Origin of the sequence: Tautonia marina (genome assembly GCF_009177065.1) — a bacterium.
Lineage (GTDB): Bacteria > Planctomycetota > Planctomycetia > Isosphaerales > Isosphaeraceae > Tautonia > Tautonia marina.
This window is the reverse complement of record NZ_WEZF01000002.1, coordinates 244,589-263,436: the sequence shown is the minus strand read 5'-3', so window position 1 is coordinate 263,436 and position 18,848 is coordinate 244,589. Positions and strand designations below refer to the sequence as shown.

18 protein-coding genes are annotated in these 18,848 nt (G+C 62.4%); 6 read left to right on the top strand and 12 right to left on the bottom strand.

The window, feature by feature from the left end; translation table 11 throughout:
* Positions 1–116 precede the first annotated feature (116 nt).
* Positions 117–578: a ferritin-like domain-containing protein gene (locus GA615_RS03565; RefSeq protein ID WP_152049889.1), complete on the top strand. Its 462-nt coding sequence runs from the start codon at positions 117–119 to the stop codon at positions 576–578.
* 133 nt (positions 579–711) lie between these two features.
* On the opposite strand, the gene GA615_RS03560 is transcribed toward GA615_RS03565, so the two are convergent.
* On the bottom strand, positions 712–1,029 hold the full coding sequence (locus GA615_RS03560) for a hypothetical protein (RefSeq protein WP_152049888.1): 318 nt from the start codon (positions 1,027–1,029) through the stop codon (positions 712–714).
* Between the two features lie 345 nt (positions 1,030–1,374).
* Here GA615_RS03560 and glnA point away from each other — a divergent pair, with 345 nt between their 5' ends.
* Positions 1,375–2,790: a type I glutamate--ammonia ligase gene (gene glnA, locus GA615_RS03555; RefSeq protein WP_152049887.1), complete on the top strand. Its 1,416-nt coding sequence runs from the start codon at positions 1,375–1,377 to the stop codon at positions 2,788–2,790.
* A gap of 24 nt (positions 2,791–2,814) precedes the next feature.
* Here the strand turns inward: glnA and GA615_RS03550 are convergent, their stop codons facing one another.
* From GA615_RS03550 to GA615_RS03535, 4 genes are all read right to left on the bottom strand, one after another.
* Positions 2,815–3,195 carry an SPW repeat domain-containing protein gene (locus tag GA615_RS03550; RefSeq protein WP_152049886.1) on the bottom strand — a complete coding sequence of 127 codons (381 nt, stop codon included), beginning with the start codon at positions 3,193–3,195 and terminating at the stop codon, positions 2,815–2,817.
* A 232-nt stretch (positions 3,196–3,427) separates the two neighbouring features.
* Positions 3,428–3,871: a YHS domain-containing protein gene (locus GA615_RS03545; protein ID WP_152049885.1), complete on the bottom strand. Its 444-nt coding sequence runs from the start codon at positions 3,869–3,871 to the stop codon at positions 3,428–3,430.
* 161 nt (positions 3,872–4,032) lie between these two features.
* Positions 4,033–4,704, bottom strand: a complete 672-nt coding sequence (lspA, locus tag GA615_RS03540) for a signal peptidase II (protein WP_235905044.1) — start codon at positions 4,702–4,704, stop codon at positions 4,033–4,035.
* Positions 4,701–5,102: a TraR/DksA family transcriptional regulator gene (locus tag GA615_RS03535; RefSeq protein ID WP_152049884.1), complete on the bottom strand. Its 402-nt coding sequence runs from the start codon at positions 5,100–5,102 to the stop codon at positions 4,701–4,703. Before GA615_RS03535 ends, lspA begins: the two co-directional genes overlap by 4 nt.
* A gap of 318 nt (positions 5,103–5,420) precedes the next feature.
* Here GA615_RS03535 and GA615_RS03530 point away from each other — a divergent pair, with 318 nt between their 5' ends.
* Entirely contained in the window at positions 5,421–6,470 is a 1,050-nt protein-coding gene (locus GA615_RS03530; protein ID WP_152049883.1) for an NAD-dependent epimerase/dehydratase family protein, read from the top strand.
* A gap of 129 nt (positions 6,471–6,599) precedes the next feature.
* Positions 6,600–7,136, top strand: a complete 537-nt coding sequence (locus GA615_RS03525) for a type 1 glutamine amidotransferase domain-containing protein (protein WP_152049882.1) — start codon at positions 6,600–6,602, stop codon at positions 7,134–7,136.
* A 40-nt stretch (positions 7,137–7,176) separates the two neighbouring features.
* Here GA615_RS03525 and GA615_RS03520 read toward each other — a convergent pair whose 3' ends face one another.
* From GA615_RS03520 to GA615_RS03510, 3 genes are all read right to left on the bottom strand, one after another.
* The gene (locus tag GA615_RS03520) at positions 7,177–8,613 is read right to left on the bottom strand and encodes a M56 family metallopeptidase (protein ID WP_152049881.1); all 1,437 of its coding nucleotides are present in this window, start codon (positions 8,611–8,613) and stop codon (positions 7,177–7,179) included.
* A 46-nt stretch (positions 8,614–8,659) separates the two neighbouring features.
* Positions 8,660–9,079 (bottom strand): BlaI/MecI/CopY family transcriptional regulator, encoded by a 420-nt coding sequence (locus GA615_RS03515; RefSeq protein ID WP_152049880.1) that lies wholly within the window; start codon positions 9,077–9,079, stop codon positions 8,660–8,662.
* 118 nt (positions 9,080–9,197) lie between these two features.
* On the bottom strand, positions 9,198–9,875 hold the full coding sequence (locus tag GA615_RS03510) for a uracil-DNA glycosylase family protein (protein WP_152049879.1): 678 nt from the start codon (positions 9,873–9,875) through the stop codon (positions 9,198–9,200).
* 202 nt (positions 9,876–10,077) lie between these two features.
* Here GA615_RS03510 and cimA point away from each other — a divergent pair, with 202 nt between their 5' ends.
* Positions 10,078–11,700 carry a citramalate synthase gene (cimA, locus tag GA615_RS03505; RefSeq protein ID WP_152049878.1) on the top strand — a complete coding sequence of 541 codons (1,623 nt, stop codon included), beginning with the start codon at positions 10,078–10,080 and terminating at the stop codon, positions 11,698–11,700.
* A 36-nt stretch (positions 11,701–11,736) separates the two neighbouring features.
* Positions 11,737–12,177: a bis(5'-nucleosyl)-tetraphosphatase gene (locus tag GA615_RS03500; protein WP_152049877.1), complete on the top strand. Its 441-nt coding sequence runs from the start codon at positions 11,737–11,739 to the stop codon at positions 12,175–12,177.
* Between the two features lie 108 nt (positions 12,178–12,285).
* On the opposite strand, the gene secD is transcribed toward GA615_RS03500, so the two are convergent.
* From secD to GA615_RS03480, 4 genes are all read right to left on the bottom strand, one after another.
* A complete protein-coding gene (gene secD / locus GA615_RS03495) occupies positions 12,286–15,531 on the bottom strand; it encodes a protein translocase subunit SecD (protein ID WP_152049876.1) in 3,246 nt (1,081 codons plus the stop codon).
* A 162-nt stretch (positions 15,532–15,693) separates the two neighbouring features.
* Complete coding sequence (yajC, locus tag GA615_RS03490; RefSeq protein ID WP_152049875.1) at positions 15,694–16,068, bottom strand: preprotein translocase subunit YajC; 375 nt, start codon at positions 16,066–16,068, stop codon at positions 15,694–15,696.
* A 90-nt stretch (positions 16,069–16,158) separates the two neighbouring features.
* Positions 16,159–17,286: a tRNA guanosine(34) transglycosylase Tgt gene (tgt, locus tag GA615_RS03485; RefSeq protein WP_152049874.1), complete on the bottom strand. Its 1,128-nt coding sequence runs from the start codon at positions 17,284–17,286 to the stop codon at positions 16,159–16,161.
* 75 nt (positions 17,287–17,361) lie between these two features.
* Complete coding sequence (locus GA615_RS03480) at positions 17,362–18,726, bottom strand: DNA-directed RNA polymerase subunit alpha C-terminal domain-containing protein (protein ID WP_152049873.1); 1,365 nt, start codon at positions 18,724–18,726, stop codon at positions 17,362–17,364.
* Positions 18,727–18,848 lie beyond the last annotated feature (122 nt).

Sequence of the window (18,848 nt, the reverse complement as noted above, 5' to 3'; positions counted from 1 at the left end):
CTGGAGCAAATTGGACCGATGACCTACAATGTGGCTGTTTCAACACAACGAGACGTCGGGCAGCCCTGGGTCCCAGGAACAATCGTCCCGAATCTACTGACGGAAAGGAGCGCTCGATGGATCGCGCCGCGATGATCGAAAAGCTGAACGAAATCCTCAAGTGGGAGTATGCTGGGCTGGTCCAGTACACCCAGTATAGCTTCCTCGTCCGTGGCACCTGGCGAGAGGTCTACTACAAACTCTTCCGGGACAGCGGAGAAGAGGCCCTGGAGCATGCCCACAAGGTCGGCGACAAGATTGCGGCCCTGGGAGGTGTGACCACGGTCGAACGAGGTGAGGTGAAGGTGACGACCGACCTGAATGAGATGCTCCGGAACTCGCTGGAGATGGAGCGTCGTCACGTCGAACTGTACACCCAGGCGATCGAACTTTGCGAGGATCGCGACGTGGGCCTGCGCAACCTGCTCGAAGACATCTGCCAGATGGAGCAGGACGGAGCCGACCACCTGTCCAAGATTCTGGACGAAGGGGATCTGAGCCTCGGAACCTCGTCTCGTCCTCAGCAGCGAACCGGCTGATTCGGTTCGAGCGGAAATCGCTTCAGAACAAAACCAGGCCGCGGAAGCATTCAGGTGCTTTCGCGGCCTTCGTGTTCGAAGGGGCCGATCGGAACGAACGGAACAGGTTCGGTTCGAATTCGCTCGATGCCTGTTACTCCGAGCCATCCCCCACCGCGTGGCGGAAGCGCCGAGGGCTGTTCGGCCCAGGGAAGGGCAAGGTGGCCGGGACGTCCTCATTGTCGGCATCGAGGGCCGCGCGGGCCTCAGTCATGCCGAGGACTCCTTGAAGCTGAGCCCACTGGCGCGGTTCGAGCTGCATCGAACGCTGCGTGAACCAGCCGATTCCTTCAGCATGGTGTTGCTCGCACAAACAAATCATCAGGCCGCCCTGATCCGCTTGCTCCAAGGCGACCTGGAGCCGTTGGTAAGGGGCTGAACCCGGCAGTGTCGCTAGGACCGTCCGCGCCACGGTCGTCTCTCCATGGAACCGTCGGGGAGGGTGGAATCGAGGCAGGGCTTCGCGATTGAGATTCAGTCTCAGCTCTGATGATTGAATCTTACTGGAAGGAGGTGTTCGAGAGCAAGCGCGAAATGGAATGCGAGTTGAAAAAATCGGTGACGGGGGGAGTTCCCTCGGATGGCGTGGGAGGGTGTTGCGGTTCTTGAGAGGCTCGTTCATCTGGCCTGGGGCGATCGGCTCGGTTAAGCTCGAAGAACGTCGGCCGCCGATGGCGGACGGCCAGGGAGGCGGGCAAGAACGCCATCGGAGCGGTTCGAATCGACAGCGACGACTTCGTCGCGAGGGGGCAAAGGCGTGAGCCCGAAAGAGGTTCTGGCGTACATTCGTCAGCGAGAGGTGTTCACGGTCGATCTCAGGTTCATGGATTTCCCGGGCGTCTGGCAGCACTTTGCCATTCCGGCCGATGCGCTGACCGAGGAGACCTTTGAGAACGGGATTCCGTTCGATGGGTCGAGCGTGCTGGGATGGCGGGCGATCAACGAGGCCGATTTGCTGGTCGTTCCGCAACCGGAAACGGCGCTGATCGACCCGTTCGCCGCGCGTCCGACCCTGACGATGATCTGCAACATCCAGGACCCGATCACCCAGCAGGACTACACGAGAGACCCGCGCAACATCGCCCTGAAAGCGATGCAGCATCTTCGGGAATCAGGCGTGGCCGATGACTGCCGGATTGCTCCGGAGCTGGAGTTTTTCGTCTTCGATCGGGTGCGGTTCGATCAGACCGGGAACCAGGCGTTTTATCACGTGGACTCGGAGGAAGGTTCCTGGAACCAGGGTCGAGACGATGCTGGGAACCTGGGATACAAGCCGCGATCGACGCTCGGGTATTTTCCGTGCCCTCCGATGGACAGTCAGTCGGACTTGCGAACCGAGATGGCGCAGATCATGAGCGACTGCGGCATCGCCACATCGGCCCATTTTCATGAGGCGGCCACGGCTGGACAGGGGGAGATCGACCTGCTTCCCCGATCGCTGGTCGAGGCGGCCGATCATGTCATGCTCGCGCGCTACATCATTCGAAATGTGGCGAGGAGACACGGCAAATCGGCCACGTTCATGCCCAAGCCCCTGTTCGGAGAGAATGGGTCAGGACTGCACCTGCACCTTGGTTTTCGATCCGAGGGGCAATCCTTGATGGCAGGCAATGATTACGCCGGCATGAGCGAGCTGGCGATGCACGCCGTCGGCGGCCTGATTCGCCACGCCCCGGCGCTCTGTGCGTTCGGCAATCCGACGACGAACAGTTACAAGCGGCTGGTCGAGGGGTTTGAGGCCCCAACCAAACTTGCCTACAGCCGTCGGAACCGCCAGGCGATCGTCCGGATTCCGGTGCATGACCCCGTGACCGATGGTCGTCGGATCGAGTACCGATGCCCGGATGCGTCGTCCAACCCCTACCTGCTGTTCGCTGCAGTCTTGCTGGCGGCCCTCGACGGGATCCAGACCCATGCCGACCCCGGCGAGCCGTTCGATCGGGACCTTTACGAGGTTCGGCCCGACGAACTGGACGAGGTCCGTGGCACACCACGATCGCTCGATGCTGCGCTCGATGCGCTTGCCCAGGATCACGATTTTCTGCTTCGGGGTGATGTTTTCACGCCGGACGTGATCGATACCTGGATCTGGTACAAACGCCAGCACGAGGTCGAAGCCGTTCGGGTTCGACCTCACCCGTATGAGTTCTCGCTCTATTACGATGTGGGATAAGCTGGCAAGCGGATCGGGTCGCGGTCAAGGGCCGGGGGTGACAGAGTCCTCCGATGCGGGGGGCTCGACAACTCGGGTCGAGGTCGCGACCACGATCGACAGCAACCCCACAACAACGTGAGGCAGCCAGACGATTCCGGCAAACCCGAAGAGCCAGGGGGAGGCCGCCAGGAAGACGCCGGCGGCCGCGTCGAAGGCCATGTGAGTCGGCATGGTCAGCGTGCCAACGCATCCAGCCTCGTAATCGGTCATCAGTGAATAAATGATGACGATTGCTCCGACAAGGACGGGCACCCAGGTTTCTGCCCCGCCCACGGTGAAGCCGAGCAGCCAGGGCATGAGGATGAGGCTTGCGCCGACAAGATAGTCGAGGACGCCGTGTGAGCGTGTGGAGAGGAACCGCATCGGTCGTGCTTCCTTGTGGGCTCGGGATCGATGGGTTTGGTTCGGAAGACAAGGTCGAGGGAAGGTGTCGCCTGGGCTGGCGGGATGCCTGACTCGCAGGAAGGAGCCTCGGAAGAGAGAGCAATTGGAAGGCTCCGTACCCTTCGGGCAAGGAGCAGAAACGAAAACCGCCCGCCAGGGCTGGAGGGCCAGGGCGGGCGGAAGGGATTCGGTCAATGGAAAAGAGGAGGGATTACTCCTTTTCCTTGACCTTGAAGCCCTTGTCGAAGGCGGCGGAGGAGAAGATCAGGGTGAGCTTCTCGGCGTCTTCGGCTCCTTCGACCTTGGCGAGGCAGTTGCCGCAGCAGACGGCGACGGTCGCGCCGGCGACCTCGGTGGTCTTGGTGTCATCGGCCGGACGGCCGGAGAGCGGGCAGGCGGTCTGCTCGGCCTGACCGGTGGCGACGAGCTGCGCATTGGCCTTTTCGGCGAACTTGGCGGTGTCGGCCTTGAAGGCGTTCGGGCACTTGCCGCAGCAGAAGTAGACCGAAGCACCCTTGTAGGCGACCTTTTGCTCGGCCTTGACCGGGGCGCCGGACACCGGGCACTTGATGTCGTCGAGCTTGGGTTCGTCAGCGATGAAGGCCATTGCAGGGGCGGCGAAAGCAATGGCGGCGAGCAGAGCGAGCGTTCGCATGAATTGGTCCTCGTGATCAGAAACTCAAGAGACTCGGGATGCCACGCGGCCGACAAGACCAGTCCGGGCCGCGTCGTGCAGCGCGGCGAGATCGGGCCGGTTCGAGCCGGTTCGCAGTCTTAATCTAGAGCCTCGTCATGCCGTCGTACAGGGGGCAGCCCCTACGAAGCGGGTTGATCTGACGAATCGGGCCTGAGGGGATCGGTCGGTTCCGAGGGCGGTGTTTCCTCGCGGAAGGCGAGCAACATGAGGGTGGCGGCGCCGATCACGAGCATGTTGTCGGCGAAGTTGAAGATGGGGAAATCGAAATTGATCGAGTCGACATGAACGTGGACGAAATCGCGGACGTGACCGAATCGAAGGCGGTCGTAGCAATTGCCGATGGCTCCAGCCATGATCAGCCCGAGTGCGGCGGTTTGCCAACGATCGGTTGCGTTCCGGAGCACGAATAACCAGTAGAGAATGAAGACCCCCGCCACGATCGACAGGAGGGCGAACATCAGGCTTCCAAAGGCGAGATTTCCACCAATCCCCCAGAGCGCCCCGGTGTTGTAGCTGGTGCGGAGTTCAACAATCTCGCCGAGAACGGAGACGGCCGGGGATCCGGGAGGCCCGACTCGCTGAAAGACGATGGCCTTGGTTGCCAGATCGAACGCCGAACCTCCCAGAGCCAGTCCCCAGAACAGGAGCCAGCGACTGGCCGGGATGGGAGCGTGGCCGGAGACGGTCGTTCCGGCGGCTGTCTTCGGGTCGGCCAAGGGCTGCGTCTCCATCGCCGAGCCTTTCGCGTCCTGCCGGGCCAGGTCGGTTCGGCCCGTGGATCCTTGGGTCAACCCAGCGCGACTCGATTTTCGTGCGCTCGGGCACACTCAATGCAAAATCGGGTGTAAGGGAGGGCCTGAAGTCGAGCTTTGGCGATCGGTTTGTCGCAATCGCCGCAGCGGCCGAAGTTGCCGTCGTCCAACCGAACGAGCGCGGCCTCGATCTCGTCGAGGGTTTCCTGCTCGTTTTCGATCAATCCGAGTGTAAATTCCTGATCGAAATTATCGGTCCCCAGATCGGCCATGTGGATCGGCATGCTCGAAAGGTTCCCGCTGCCACCGTCTCCGCCTCGGTTCAGGGCTTCGTCGGTCATCTGATCGACGTCTCCCTGGAGCCGGGCACGCAGGGTAAGCAGGATTTTCCGAAACCGCTCTTGCTCGTCCTTCTTCAACTGGCGATCGCTGGCCATCTGCTCGATCCTCCGCAGGCGCTCAATGCCTGGTCGGGGGATCGCGATGGGGAGGAATGCTAGTCTCCCCTCGCCCCCCTTGTCAACGCGAGCCGGGCGATCGTCCCGGTCGGCGCGGGTGTGCACGAATGTTTCGACCCTCCAGATTACACCGAACGGGATCGGCGCCGCCAGTCCCGGCCGTGGTTTGCGAAGGATCACCGGACTTGACCTGGCCAGGGCTCGGGGTAGCCTTTTCCCCAGAGAGAAGCGTCCTCCGGAACCATCGACCGAGGCACGGTCGGGGCTGACACAGGGGGATGAGTCGGGAGCGCCTCCATGAGTACCAGCGCGTCGAAATTGATCTTCATTACCGGAGGCAGCGGGCTGGTCGGCAGTCACGCGGTCGAGGAAGCAAAACGCCGAGGGCACCGGGTTCGGGTTCTGGTTCGATCGACCAGCGACACGACCTGGCTCGATCGCCAGGGGGTCGAGAAGGTTTTAGGTGACCTCGAAGACGCCGATTCGCTCCGACGCGGCTGCGAGGGGGCCGACTGGGTGTTCAACTGCGCCGCGAAGGTGGGGGACTGGGGGACACTTGAGGAATTTCGTCGACTAAACGTGGACGCGCTTCGCCTGCTGCTCGATGCGGCGGTCGATGCCCGCGTCGAGCGGTTTGTTCATGTCAGTTCGTTGGGGGTTTACGAGGGCCGAGACCACTACGGCACGGATGAAACCACGCCACCGGCGGCCAACTCGCTGGACGCCTACACCCGCTCGAAGACCGAGGCCGAGCAGCTTGTGCTGAAGACGCACGCCGAGCGGGGCCTGCCCGCCTCGGTTGTGCGGCCGGGCTTTATTTATGGAGAGCGAGACCGCACGGTCTTGCCGAAGCTGATCAACGCCCTGCGCAAGGGGACGTTTGCCTATTTCGGATCGGGCGAGCAGGTGCTCAACTGCATCTATGTCAAGAATTTGGTTGCCGGGATCTTCCTCGCCGCCGAGGTTCCCGAGGCCATTGGCCAGGTGTTCAATCTGACCGACGGCCAGCGAATCACGAAGCGGCAATTCGTATCTCGGGTTGCCCAGCTTGCTGGCCTCAAGGAGCCGACGAGGAAGATTCCGCTCGGCGTGGCCCGCGTTCTGGCCAACGTGGTCGAGACGATCGCCAAGACGCGAGGGGCCAAGCGTCCTCCCCTGATCAACAAGGCTCGCTACAAGTTCCTCGGCTTGAATCTGGATTACTCGATTGAGAAGGCACGCCGGGTGCTGGGGTATCAGCCGCCGTATTCCTTCGAACAAGGAATCGAAGCCGCGATGGCCGATCTGACCGGAGCGCCCTCGGCGATCGCGCCGGCTCCGGCGGCCGGATCGGCGTCGTCGTCCTGATCCTCAAATCGGCTTAAGGTGGGGGAACCTGCTCGCGTTTTGCGAGCAGGCCCTCAGCTTCGATATACTGCTCGGCGGTCGATCCCAATGAGCCGATCCGATTCCCGCATCTTCAGGAAGCATCCCCCGATGGAACAGGTCAAAGGAAAGCGTGTCGCGGTTCTGGTCGAGAAGTTTTACGAAGATCTGGAACTTTGGTATCCGGTCCTCCGACTCCGAGAAGCCGGTTGCGAGGTGACGATCGTTGGGCCAAGGGCAGGCGAGTCGTTTGCGTCGAAGCATGGGTATCCGGCCAAGTCTGACGTGGCAGCGGCCGACGTGAAGGCCGAGGACTTTGACGCCATTGTCATTCCCGGCGGTTATTCACCCGACCACATGAGACGCTGCCAGCCCATGGTGGATCTGGTCACCAAGGCCGCTCACCAGGGGAAGGTACTGGCCGCCATCTGCCACGGCCCCTGGATGCTCTGCTCGACGAAGGCCATCAAGGGGCGCCGGCTGACCGGATTCTTTGCCATCCGAGACGATGTCGAGAATGCCGGGGCCATCTGGGAGGATGCCGCCTGCGTTCGAGACGGGAACATCGTGACCAGCCGGACGCCAAACGACCTCCCCGACTTCATGAAGGGGATTTTCGACGCGATGACCGAGGCGAACGCTCGCTGAGTGGTCGTTCCTGGAATCGCTCCGATTTGGGCGGAGCCGATCAGGCGGTTCCGTCCGTCGAGCGGGTCGGCTCCGACGGAGAGAGGATCAGATCGCGGAGCTGCAAGGAGCCGCCGGGAGGAGGGCGGATGGTGAGCCATTGCCCGGACCCGGCAGGGTCTGGCATCGTGGCGACGGGCTGGTCGTTGATCCAGAGTTGAGCCGAGGACCCTTCGACCCGTAACCGAACGCGGTGCCAGCCGTCTGAGCCACCGTCAACTGGGGTGGGGAACTCCAAAGGTGGGCCAAGCCGATATCCGGCGATTCCGATCCGGCCAAGGTCGGCCGGACTGGCTCGAAGGAATGCCGACAGCTCGAACGAGTCAGGCAAGGGAGCCGGGAACCGAAGGGCATCATCCTCGGCGTCTGGGGAAACATCCAGTTCGAGCAGATGAAACGGGATCGTCGGGGCGTTTGCCACCTCATGCCGAGTCGTCTCGGGGGCAAGAACCAGCGAGAACCGAGAGACAACGAGCAGCGCGAACAGCATCACGGTCGACATCGCCATCCGCCACCAGACCGGAGCTGCCTGTTGAATCGGGAAGGGGCACTGGAGAAGCATGGCGACCCGGAGGACGAGAGGAGAGCTCTGAGGGGCTCGATTCCCAACGTCCGGTTGTTCTGAGGACAGGGACCGACCCGGGTAGTCTCGACCTCCGATCGCCAGTTCCACGAGGGAGGCGGCATACGATCGACCGGGCGTGCCGAGTTTTCGAGCGGCCAGATCGTCGGCCAGGATTTCCTGATCGAGGAGCAACCGCCGACGGATCCACCAGGCCGGGGGCATTGGCACCCAGATGACCTGCAACAGCGTCGAGAGCCAGACGAACCGCGGATCGCGGTGCTCTGCGTGGGCCAGCTCGTGGCGCAAGACCATCCGCAGGCGCTCGGCGGAGCCGGGACCGGGTTGATCCCATCCCTCAGGAAGCACGATCGTCGGTCGAAAATCGCCGATCAAGACCGGTCGTCCGAGCTTCGACGAGACGAGGAGTCGCGGACGCTCTGCTGGATCCTCGGAGTTCAAGAGCCTGTCGTATTGCTCAAGCCCCCAGGTCGAGGCAGGCCGAGCCGTCCGGATCAGGTGCCTCGACGCCAGCGAGCCGAGCAAGAGCCACCCAAGCCCCGCCACGGCGCTGCTCAGGTAGCCGAGCGTGAGCAACCGACTCAGGAGGTCCAGCGGGATCACGTCCCAATTCCCCAGAACCGACAAGGGGGCCAGCAGGACCGATCGAGGGATCACGCCGTCAAACGTCTGGATCGGGAGCAGGATCAAGGGGCCGAGACTGAGTGCCCCGAGCACCCCCACCCGTGCCACGGCTCGTCGTCGCACGGGCTGACGGCAGGCCATCATGGTGATCATCACGAGCGAGAGCCAGACGAGCGTCACAAGACCGAGGTCGAGCAACCAGAGCCCCAGACGATCGACCGTGCTGATCATCGGCGAGGTTCCACAAGGCGAATCAAGAAGGAATGGTCTGCTCGGATCAGTCCGAAGGGTTCTGCGAGCCAACCGTCGAGGACCCCTGGCGTTGCGCCTCGTCGAGCATCGCCCGGAGACGGTCGAATTCCTCAGGCGTCGGTGGCTTCGAATCAAGCAACGCGACGAGTGTTCGGTCGAGCGCACCGTCGAAGACCCGGTCCACGAAGCGTCTCGTCAGGTCCCGGATGGTTCGTTCCGGGGATTTGAGCGGCATATAGATGAAGGTTCGCCCCTCGACGACGTGGCTGACCAGTCCTTTCTTTTCTTCCATGATGTTCAGCAGGGTTTGCACCGTGCTGTAGGCAACAGGTCCACTGTCCTTGACCAGTTCATCCTGAACCTCTCGGACACTGGCGCGTCCCTTGGCCCAGAGGACCTTGAGAATCTCAAGCTCGCGATCGGTGACCATCTGGACTTTTCTCATGGTGGACGCTCCCCCGGCTGTCTGGAACGGCGTCGTTCGATCTCCTCAACGTAGCGGTCTCACCACGCGCAAACAACCCTGAAGCCTTTCGGATTTCCCGAATTGGGGAATCACGTCGTCAGGCCGATGCGATGGCCTGGAGACGCTGTCGGAGGAGTGTCGGGAACTTCCCATACCAACGCTGGTTTAACGGGGAGGGGTGCGGAAGCGGCCCCAAGACGATCGACTTTCGGAAGGTTCCTTCGTCGGTGTCCACGACCAGCTCGCAAGGCAAGTCGGCCTCGTAGCGATCGTCTCGTTTCCAGAAGTCGTCGACGACCTTGGTCCCCACGTACGGGGTAAACCACTTGAAGGCCTCGGTTCCGAGGCAGAGCACGCGGTCGCCGGACCAGTGGGCTGCGAGGAACTCGGCCACGAAGGGCCGAAAGCGTTCCTTGACGGTTGTCGAGTACGCTTTGTTGCCGGGCGGTTTGTACGGAACGGTGTTGGAAAGTAAAATATGATCAAGCGCTGCTTCAAATTTCGGGTCATCGTCGGGGGGCTCACCAAGAAACTCGCGGTAGACTTCTCGACGGACCAGGCGGCCGCCGGCACCGATCTGGGGCTGTCCCCATTTCACTTCATCGCGGCCCAGGTCGCGTCCGAACGAACAGACGCGGGCCGACAGCGAGCCCGCGAAGAGAATTGGCCAGGTCGGGTCTTTCTTGCAGGCGTTATAAACGGGTTCATCGATGGGAAACTCGGTCCGTCGGGCTTCCTGGGCAATCGCTTCGAGCAGGTCTTCAACACTGCGCATGGCGGGCCTCGATGAGAGGAGCAGGGGGCTGTGCCTCGATCATGGCCTGATCTCCCAGGGAGGTCCAGCCCGTTGAACGGATGGTGAACCCAGGGCGGTGGCCCGTGTGTCCGGGAGTCGTCGGCCACGGTTTATCGTGGTACAATGATGAACGCTTTTTTTCCGAGACGACGATCGATTCGAGCCAGGTGGACCGCCTCTCATGACGCGCATCGCCATCTACGACACAACTCTGCGCGACGGCAGCCAGGGCGAGGGAGTGAACTTCTCGCTTCAGGACAAGCTGCTCATTACCCAACGGCTCGATGAACTGGGAATTGATTACATTGAAGGGGGATATCCCCTGTCGAACCCCAAGGACGAGGCATTTTTCCGAGCCATCCGCGATCTGGACCTGGACCATGCTCGGGTCGCCGCCTTCGGAATGACCCGCCGCAGAGACATGGCCGCGGAAGATGACCCGGGCATGAAGGCGTTGGTGGGCGCGGGGTCGCCTGTGATCACCGTGGTCGGCAAGAGCTGGGATCTGCACGCTCGGGAGGTGCTCGGGGTCAGCCTGGAGGAAAACCTCCGGATGATCGCCGATTCCGTGGCCTTTCTCGGTGCCGCGCCTCACGGTCCTGAGATCGTGTACGATGCTGAGCACTTTTTCGACGGCTATCGAAAGAACCCCGATTATGCGCTCGACACGATCCGACACGCGGCCGAGGCTGGGGCGGCCTGGATCGTGCTTTGCGACACCAACGGCGGGACCTTGCCCGAACAGATCGCCGAGGCGATTGACGCCGTTCGGCAGGTGACATCGGTGCCCCTCGGGATCCATACGCACAATGACGGCGACCTGGCCGTGGCCAATACACTGGCCGCGATCCGTCGCGGGGCGACCCAGGTGCAGGGAACGATCAACGGCATCGGAGAGCGTTGCGGGAATGTCGATCTGTGCAGCGCGATCGCCAACCTTTCCTTGAAATATGAGGGATACGAACTGCTCCGCTCGGGAAGTCTGACGCATCTGACGGAAGTGTCTCGATACGTCTACGAACTGGCCAATCTGAACTTCCGAAACGGTCAACCGTTTGTCGGGGCCAGTGCGTTCGCGCATAAGGGGGGGATGCACGTTCACGGCATCCGGAAGGTGGTCCACAGCTACGAACATATCGATCCGAGCGTTGTTGGCAACGAGCGCCGGGTGCTCGTGAGCGAATTGTCAGGCCGGTCGAACATTGCGGAGAAGCTGGCCGAGCATGGCCTGCAACATGATTCGGAGTTGATGGCCAGGGTGCTCGCTCGGGTGCAGGATCTCGAGAACGAGGGGTATCAATTCGAGGCTGCCGAGGCCAGCTTTGTGTTGCTCGTCGAGAAGGAAGCCGGACGGTATCAGAACTGGTTTGAGAGGCTGCACTATCATGTGAGTGTCGAGGCTCGTGACGGCGGCGACCCGATCACCGAGGCGACGGTGAAGCTTCGCGTCGGTGAAACCATCGAGCATACCGTGAGTGAGGGAGACGGCCCGGTCAACGCCCTGGACGGGGCGTTGCGCAAGGCGCTCGAATCGCACTTCCCGAAGCTCCGAGAAATGAGTCTGGTGGACTACAAGGTCCGCGTGATCAATGCTCGGGCCGGCACCGCGGCTCGCGTCCGCGTGGTGATTGAGAGCCGCGACAAGGATTCGGTCTGGGGAACGGTTGGCGTGTCCGAGAACGTCATCGAGGCGAGCTGGCTTGCCCTGGTCGATGCGTTTGATCACAAGCTCTCGAAGGACGCCAGACAATCGGCCTCGGATCACCCTGAGGGGAAGCTCGCCTCTGCTTCCTCCCGGGGATGAGGTCTTGAGACGCGATTCGGAAGGACCGACCGCACGATGCGACAGATCCGAGCCTGCGGCATTTTGCTAATGACCCGCTCCGAGCCCCGATCGTTTTTGCTGATGCGGCACGCCGACCGCTGGGATCTCCCGAAAGGGAGGGTCGATCCCGGCGAGTCGGATCTGGAGTGCGCGTACCGCGAGTTCGAGGAGGAAACGGGCATTGCCCGGTCCTCGATCGTGCTCGATGAGTCGTTCCGGTTTGAGCTGGTCTATTATCCTGTGCGGAAGAAGTCCGGAACGCTCGATTGCAAGACCCTCGTGATCTTTCTGGCAACGGTGCCGGAGCGACCGCCCATTGCGGCCACGGAGCACCTCGGCCACGAATGGATTGTCTGGCAACCGCCGCACAAGATTCAGGAACAGACGATCAACCCGCTTCTGGAGGCGGTTGCGAGGCACCTGGATGCCTCGTCGGAGCTGGTTGAGCCCTCCTGACTGATCGACCCGCTACCTCCGCGGCGGTTTTCGCCTCTGTGAACACGAAACGCCCCGCCAAGTTGCTTGGCGGGGCGTTTCGGAGGTTCAGACGCATTCCAACGCGGATTACCGGCTGGTTGCCAGGGCCTCGGAGCCCTTCTTCGATCGTTTCCCGAGCCACTCGACGAGGATCGGGGCGGCGATGAAGATCGTACTGTAGGTGCCGCTGATGAAGCCGATCACCAGGCAGAACGAGAAACCTGCAAGCCCCTCACCACCGAATCCGTAGAAGATTAACACCACGAGCCAGGTGGTGAGTGAGGTGAGGATCGTCCGGCTCAGGGTCATGTTGATCGCGTCGTTGACCAGGCGGGCCGTGAGGTTCGGCGATTTGCCTTTGATCTCTCGGATGCGGTCGAAGATGACGATCGTGTCATTGACCGAGAAGCCAATCAAGGTCAGGAAGGCGGCGATCATCGGCAGGTCGATCTTGTAGCCGGCCAGCGCCACGGCGCCGAGTGCGATGAGCACGTCGTGGATCAGGGCGATCACCGCCGCGAACCCGTAGGCGACCGCCTGGAAGCGGAACCAGAGGTAGGCGATGATGATCATCCAGCTCGCGATGATGGCCACGATGGCCTTCTGACGAGTTTCGCCCGCCACAACGCCGCCGAAATTCTCCAGACGTTCGAACAGGAAGTCGCGGTCATTGCGCAGTTCTTCTCCGAGCGTGGCCAGGGCGGGATCGAACTGGTCGGGCGGGATGGTGGTGCTCAGTTCGAGGGTTTCGCCAGCCTGGTCCGGGTTGTTGGGCGGAGCGTCGGGGTTCGAGATGCTGAACTGGCTTCGAGGGCTCGGGACCGGAGGATCGGCCGACGCCAGAACGCGAGCGAGTGCCTCGGTGATCCGAGACGGTGCCTGGGGAAGGTTCAAGGAGAGGCGGTAGCGGGTCGAGTCGGCCTCGTCGAGGACGGGGTCGGACGCCTCGTCAGTCATCGTTTCGGTCTGAAGTTCGACCCGAACCAGGCTATCGCTGAAGGCTTCCAGAATGGCCTTCTGAACCTCTTCGGGAGACTCCTCGGTCGTTCGGATGTTATAGCGAGGAGCAGCGGAGGGGCCGCCTTCCGCGTCGATCAGGGTCAGGCTCTCGACCGTGACGTTCGGCAGCGTTTCTCCCGCCTGGTTTCGCACGGCGGAGACTCGGGCCGAGGAACTCAGCCCTTTGAGTTCTTCGCTATCGAGCCGGAGTGTGACCAGCGTACCGCCGGTGAAGTCAATGTTGTACATCGCGCCCCGCTGGTCGGCACCTCCTCGGTTGAAGAACACCGTCAGCCCGAGCGCAATGACCAGGAGCGAACCGGCCATGCAGTAGCGTCGGGGGGCGACAAAGTCGATGTTCGTCTTGCTCAGGACCCGGAGCATGCTGAGCCGCTTGATCCAGCCTTGTTGATAGGCCAGGTCGAAGAGCGTTCGAGAGACGAAGACGGCCGTGAACAGGTTCCAGAGCAGGCCGATGATCGTCACAAGGGCGAACCCTTTGACCTCCTCGGTCCCGACCGACCAGAGGACGATGCCCGTCAGGATCGTCGTGACGTTCGAGTCGAGAATCGTGGACCAGGCCTTGCCGAAGCCGTTGCGGATCTGCTGGCCGAGTGGTGCACCCCGGTCCCGTTCTTCCCTCATCCGTTCAAAGATGAGGACGTTCGCATCCACGGCCATGCCGATCGTCAATGCCAGACCGGCCAGACCAGGCAAGGTGATCGAGCTGCCGGTCAGGGCCATCGAGGCCAGCAGCAAGACCATGTTCAAGAGCAAGGCGATGACCGAGATCAAGCCCGCGACTCGGTAATACACGAGCATGAACAGCGGAACGAGGCCCAGGGCAATCGTGATTGCGTAGACCCCCTTGCGAATCGTGTCTTCGCCGAGGGTTGGGCCGATCGTCTCCTCCTGAAGCGGAGGACTTTGCAAGGCAATCGGTAAGCTTCCGGCCCGGAGGATATCGATCAGATAGTTGACCTGTTCGGTGGCCTGGCTGCCGCGACCTCCCATGGTGATGATGCCGCGGTCGGTGATGCGGTCGTTGATCTGGGGGGCCGACATGATCTCGCCGTCGAGGAGGATGGCGAGGTTGAACCGGAAGGCCCCTTCCTGGCGAGGGCGATAGCGTCCGGTCAGGTTGCCGAAGCGTCGCGATCCGGTCGGATCGAGGTTGAACCCGACGGCGGCCCGGAGCTGCTCATCGGTGGTCGGGTAGACCCGATCGAGCATGTCACCGGTCACATCCTGCGATTCTCGGGGGACCTCGTAGAGGACGAAGTACTCGGTGAGGCCCGGCTGGGTGGGAACCGGCACGCCCCGGACGATCCAGTCTCCAGCGGCTTCGGGAGTGATCGAAACTCCGTCCGGCCCCACGGCGATGCCGCTTGGGTTGTATGCCAGGCGGTAAGAGGTGACGGATTCGAGCCCGTGCGCTTCAGTCAGGGTGAAGGTGTTGGATGTGTTGCCGGAGATCTCGGCAGTCAGCGTGGCCGGCTCACCGTCTCGAAGACCTTCCAGAACCACGGGGAGACCGGAGTAGCGATTGGTGGGCCACTCCCGGATCGGGTCGATGATCTGGTTCGGGCCGTCGGCGTAGTCAATCGAGTAGCCGGTAATGGCGCTCGATTCGAGCTGGTGCGGTTGGCGAAGGACGAGCGTGTCGTTCGTGTTACGCTCGATCTCGAATCGGGCGGAGGGGGCGCTTCCAGAGCGTTGCAGAACGACCTGCAAGCCTCGGAAGCGGTTCGGCTCCCAGTCGGCATTGGTGTCGGTGATGGTCTGTTCACTCACCGAGGTCGGGGTGCCGCTGGCGGAGGGCACCACGAGTTCCTCGCCGACTTTCGCCCAGCGGAAGCTCTCGGTCTCAGAGCCGGGCGAGGTGACGACCGGCAACCGATCGACGATCGGATCGGTGTCTCGGTTCAGACGATTGAGGTAAGACGGGAAGTCGGCGGCACGATTGGTCGAGGCGAGGATCCGGAAGGCGAGCGAGCCTTCCTCGGTCAGCTTGCGCTTGACTTCCTCGGCCTGGTTGGCCATCTCCTCGGGCATGATGATTTCGACCCGATCCTGACCGACGGGTCGGATCGTGATGTCGAACACCCCTTCGGGATTGATGCGCCGCTTCAGGGCTGCCACGAGTTCGTTCAGGTCGACCTGCTCGCCGGCTTGTTCCTCGACCTGGTAGACCAGGATCGTGCCGCCGGAAAGGTCGATGCCCAGCTTCAACGGGCGCTCATCACTCAGGCCGAGTTGCTGAGAGAAGAGGATCGCCAGGCCGGAGACGGCTGCAAGGGCGATCAGGATCAGGCGAGAGGTCACATTCTTCATGGCAGGTCCTTGGGGGCCGCACGGCGAGGGGGGAGATGCGTCCCCGTCCGGCCCGGGGCGGAGCGGCCCAGCCCCGTCCCGATCCGATCGTCATTGAAGATCATTGCCTTGACGATTGCCGCCCCGAGGTTCCGGCGTGAGAACCGTCAGAGGGGCTTCCGCTCAGGAGGCTTTCTTATCCGTCGCTCCCGCGTCGACGAGGCCGACAACACTCGTCTTGCGGCAGGTCAGCCTGACCCCCTTCTCGTCGTCGATCCGAAGCACGATCTTGTCAGCCTTCTCATCGACCGACACCACCGTTCCGTAAATGCCCGACTCCGTGAGCACGCGGTCATTCTTCTTCAAGGCATGGATCATCGCCATGCGGCGCTTCTGGTTACGCATGGGCAGCCAGAAGAACAGGAAGAAGGCCAGGAGCAGCACTGGCCCGAATTGCACGAGCAGCACCATCATCGGAGACATCGATGCCTCGCCACCGGCCCCCTGGGCCGCCTGGGCGAAGCACACCGGAATGAGCGAGCAGATCGTGCCGGGCATGGTCGGGGATCGTCGTTTCTTCGAATCGGTCGGACGGTACGGTGTCACTGGATCGGCGATCGGTGCACCGTTCGCCGCCAGACAATCGGATCACTTTACCGACGACGGGCCAAGGGCTTCAAGCGTCTCCGCTCGGAATTGGACGTAACGGCCTGCCTGGATCGCTTCCCGAGCCCGAGAAACGAGCCGGTGCAAGAATGCCAGGTTGTGGACCGAGGCCAGAATTGGGCCGAGCATCTCGTCGGCGAGGAACAGATGGCGGATGTACCCCCGACTGAACTGAGAGCAGGCGGGACAGTGGCACCCCTCCTCGATGGGACGGGAGTCGGTCTTGTGGACGGCATTGCGCATGCGAACCGTGCCCTGCATGGTCAGGCAGGTGGCGTTGCGGCCGTTTCGAGTCGGCAAGACGCAGTCGAACATGTCGACCCCGGCGGCGATCGCATCGAGGACATCCTGCGGCCGACCGACCCCCATCAGATAGCGGGCCTGGTCTGGGGGCAAATGGGGGGTACTGACCTCAAGTGCCTTGCGAATCTCCTCGGGAGACTCGCCGACGCTGACGCCGCCGATCGCGTAGCCATCGAACCCGATTTCAACGAGGCGTTCGGCGCACTCGCCTCGGAGGTCTGCATGGGCTCCTCCCTGGACGATCCCGAAGACGGCCTGATCGGGGCGGGTCCGGGCTTCCTTGCAACGCTTGGCCCATCGGACGGTGCGATCGGTGGCCTCGGCGATGGCGGCTTTCTCGGCCGGTAAGGCGGGGCAATGATCGAGGACCATCGCCACATCGGCACCCAGGGCTTCCTGAATGGCAATGGCCCGCTCGGGGGTCAAATCGAGCAGGCTACCGTCAAGATGCGACCGGAACGCCACTCCTCGTTCGGAGAGGGTGACACGGTCGCTCATGCTGAAGACCTGAAAACCACCCGAGTCGGTCAGGATCGGACCGTCCCAGGCCATGAATCGATGCAGGCCGCCAAGCTGTTCGACCACCGCCTCGCCGGGCCGCAGGGCCAGGTGGTAGGTGTTGGCGAGGAGCATTCGACTGCCCGACGCCCGGAGCAAATCGGGGACAACTCCCTTGACGGTTGCCTGGGTGCCGACCGGCATGAAGATCGGCGTTTCAACCGTCCCGTGGGGGGTGTGCAGCAGACCACAGCGCGCGGCCGAACCGGAGTCGACCGCGAGCAATTCGAATCGAACGGGGGCGGCCATGCGTCTTCGGGCTCGCGGGTCATTTGGGAAAGAGGGCTGGGGAAGCGAAAGGACACCAACAGCCCTCTGATCCGATTAGTCGTTCCGCAGCTTGAGCCCCATCTCTGAGAGCTTCTCCCGCACCTCATTCAGCGAGGTTACGCCGAAGTTCTTGCATTCGAGCAATTCGTCTCCGGTTCGGCTGACAAGGTCGCCGATCGTCTGGAGGTTCAACTTCGACATGCACTTGCGCGATCGAACCGACAGGTTCAACTCGCTGATCGGTTTACCCAGGATGGCTCGTTCTTCGGGAGAAACTTCAATCGCCGAAGGACCACTCGCAGCCGGGGCGTGATGCGAGGGGCGGGACAGCGCCGGGCCTCGCTCGGCCGATTCGAGAGCCATGCCGAGGCGAAGCCCTTTGGTGTCCATGATCTGCTTGATCTCGGACAGCGACGTTTCCCCGAAGTTCTTGGAGGCCAGCAAGGCGACCTCCGTGGTTCGGGTCAAGTCGCCGAGCGTCCGGATGTTCATCTTTCGCAGGCAGTTGCGGCTACGAACCGAAAGCTCGAAGTCGGTCACGGGGATTTCAAGCAAGGTGCGGAGCCGGTCGTACTGCTTTTCCAGGCTCTCGTCGTAGTACATGTCGCGACTGGCGCGGCAGTCCTTGGCGTAGAGCCGGGCGCGGGGCTCGTTGCCGAGGTGATCGAGGACCTGGTTGTAGAAGGTTTCCGCCTCTCGATACCGCTGGTCATCTTCGAGCAGGATGCCGAGATTGATGAGGGCGGCCAGGGGAATGGGCGGATGGCGGAGGCACTGGCGATAGTAATCGACGGCGACATCATCGTTGCCGTAAAGGTCGTTGATGTAAGCCAGTTGGAACAGGGCGCCGGTATGGTCGCGGTCGAGTTCCAGGGCGCGCTCGAAGGCGGCGGCGGCTTCGATCTGCTCGCGATCGTCGGCCAAGAGGCAGCCGATCTGATAATGGTATTCGGCCTTGCCGTCGGCCTGACCTTCGAGCTGTTTGAGCAGCGATCGAGCCACGTCCGGCTTGCCCGCCCGCCGCATGGCACCGGCTCGGTGCAGGGTGGCGAGCTTGGCGTCGTAGTCCGATTCGCCGGCAGCAGCGAAGGCGTCGGCGGCTTCTTCCCAGCGCTGGAGGTTTTCCAGGGCCAGACCGCGATGGAAGTGGGCCATGCCGCTATCCCCGGCCTTCTCCAGGTGTTCGAGGGCCTGGAGATAATGGCCGTGCAGCACTTCGGCGACCCCGAGGCGGAGTTGAAGATCCGGCTCCAGTTCACCTCCCTGGGCGCGGTCCTTGATGTTCTGAACGGCCTCTCGGAGGGTCCGGTAGCGCGAGGGATCGCGGCCGAGCAACTCGCGCAAATCGACCACGGTGGAGAGGTCGAACGGGTCGCGGTCCATCAAGGCCCGGACGTCGGAGGTCATCTGGTCGGTCATCGGCTTGCCTCAATGCAACGCTCCGGCCACCAATCTGTCATCCGGTTCGTCGATGACCGGCGCAGACGGGGAGCCGTGCGAGTCAAAGAGTCTAATCTACCAAAAACAACGCCGGGAGCAAG

What these genes read in the sequence shown, in the direction of transcription:
- GA615_RS03545 (WP_152049885.1), bottom strand. Translation starts at nt 3,871, where the DNA reads ATGCGAACGCTCGCTCTGCTCGCCGCCATTGCTTTCGCCGCCCCTGCA.
- GA615_RS03510 (WP_152049879.1), bottom strand. Translation starts at nt 9,875, where the DNA reads ATGCGCAGTGTTGAAGACCTGCTCGAAGCGATTGCCCAGGAAGCCCGA.
- GA615_RS03530 (WP_152049883.1), top strand. Translation starts at nt 5,421, where the DNA reads ATGAGTACCAGCGCGTCGAAATTGATCTTCATTACCGGAGGCAGCGGG.
- tgt (WP_152049874.1), bottom strand. Translation starts at nt 17,286, where the DNA reads ATGGCCGCCCCCGTTCGATTCGAATTGCTCGCGGTCGACTCCGGTTCG.
- GA615_RS03520 (WP_152049881.1), bottom strand. Translation starts at nt 8,613, where the DNA reads ATGATCAGCACGGTCGATCGTCTGGGGCTCTGGTTGCTCGACCTCGGT.
- GA615_RS03500 (WP_152049877.1), top strand. Translation starts at nt 11,737, where the DNA reads ATGCGACAGATCCGAGCCTGCGGCATTTTGCTAATGACCCGCTCCGAG.
- yajC (WP_152049875.1), bottom strand. Translation starts at nt 16,068, where the DNA reads ATGCCCGGCACGATCTGCTCGCTCATTCCGGTGTGCTTCGCCCAGGCG.
- GA615_RS03535 (WP_152049884.1), bottom strand. Translation starts at nt 5,102, where the DNA reads ATGGCCAGCGATCGCCAGTTGAAGAAGGACGAGCAAGAGCGGTTTCGG.
- GA615_RS03525 (WP_152049882.1), top strand. Translation starts at nt 6,600, where the DNA reads ATGGAACAGGTCAAAGGAAAGCGTGTCGCGGTTCTGGTCGAGAAGTTT.
- GA615_RS03515 (WP_152049880.1), bottom strand. Translation starts at nt 9,079, where the DNA reads ATGAGAAAAGTCCAGATGGTCACCGATCGCGAGCTTGAGATTCTCAAG.
- GA615_RS03480 (WP_152049873.1), bottom strand. Translation starts at nt 18,726, where the DNA reads ATGACCGACCAGATGACCTCCGACGTCCGGGCCTTGATGGACCGCGAC.
- GA615_RS03565 (WP_152049889.1), top strand. Translation starts at nt 117, where the DNA reads ATGGATCGCGCCGCGATGATCGAAAAGCTGAACGAAATCCTCAAGTGG.
- cimA (WP_152049878.1), top strand. Translation starts at nt 10,078, where the DNA reads ATGACGCGCATCGCCATCTACGACACAACTCTGCGCGACGGCAGCCAG.
- GA615_RS03550 (WP_152049886.1), bottom strand. Translation starts at nt 3,195, where the DNA reads ATGCGGTTCCTCTCCACACGCTCACACGGCGTCCTCGACTATCTTGTC.
- secD (WP_152049876.1), bottom strand. Translation starts at nt 15,531, where the DNA reads ATGAAGAATGTGACCTCTCGCCTGATCCTGATCGCCCTTGCAGCCGTC.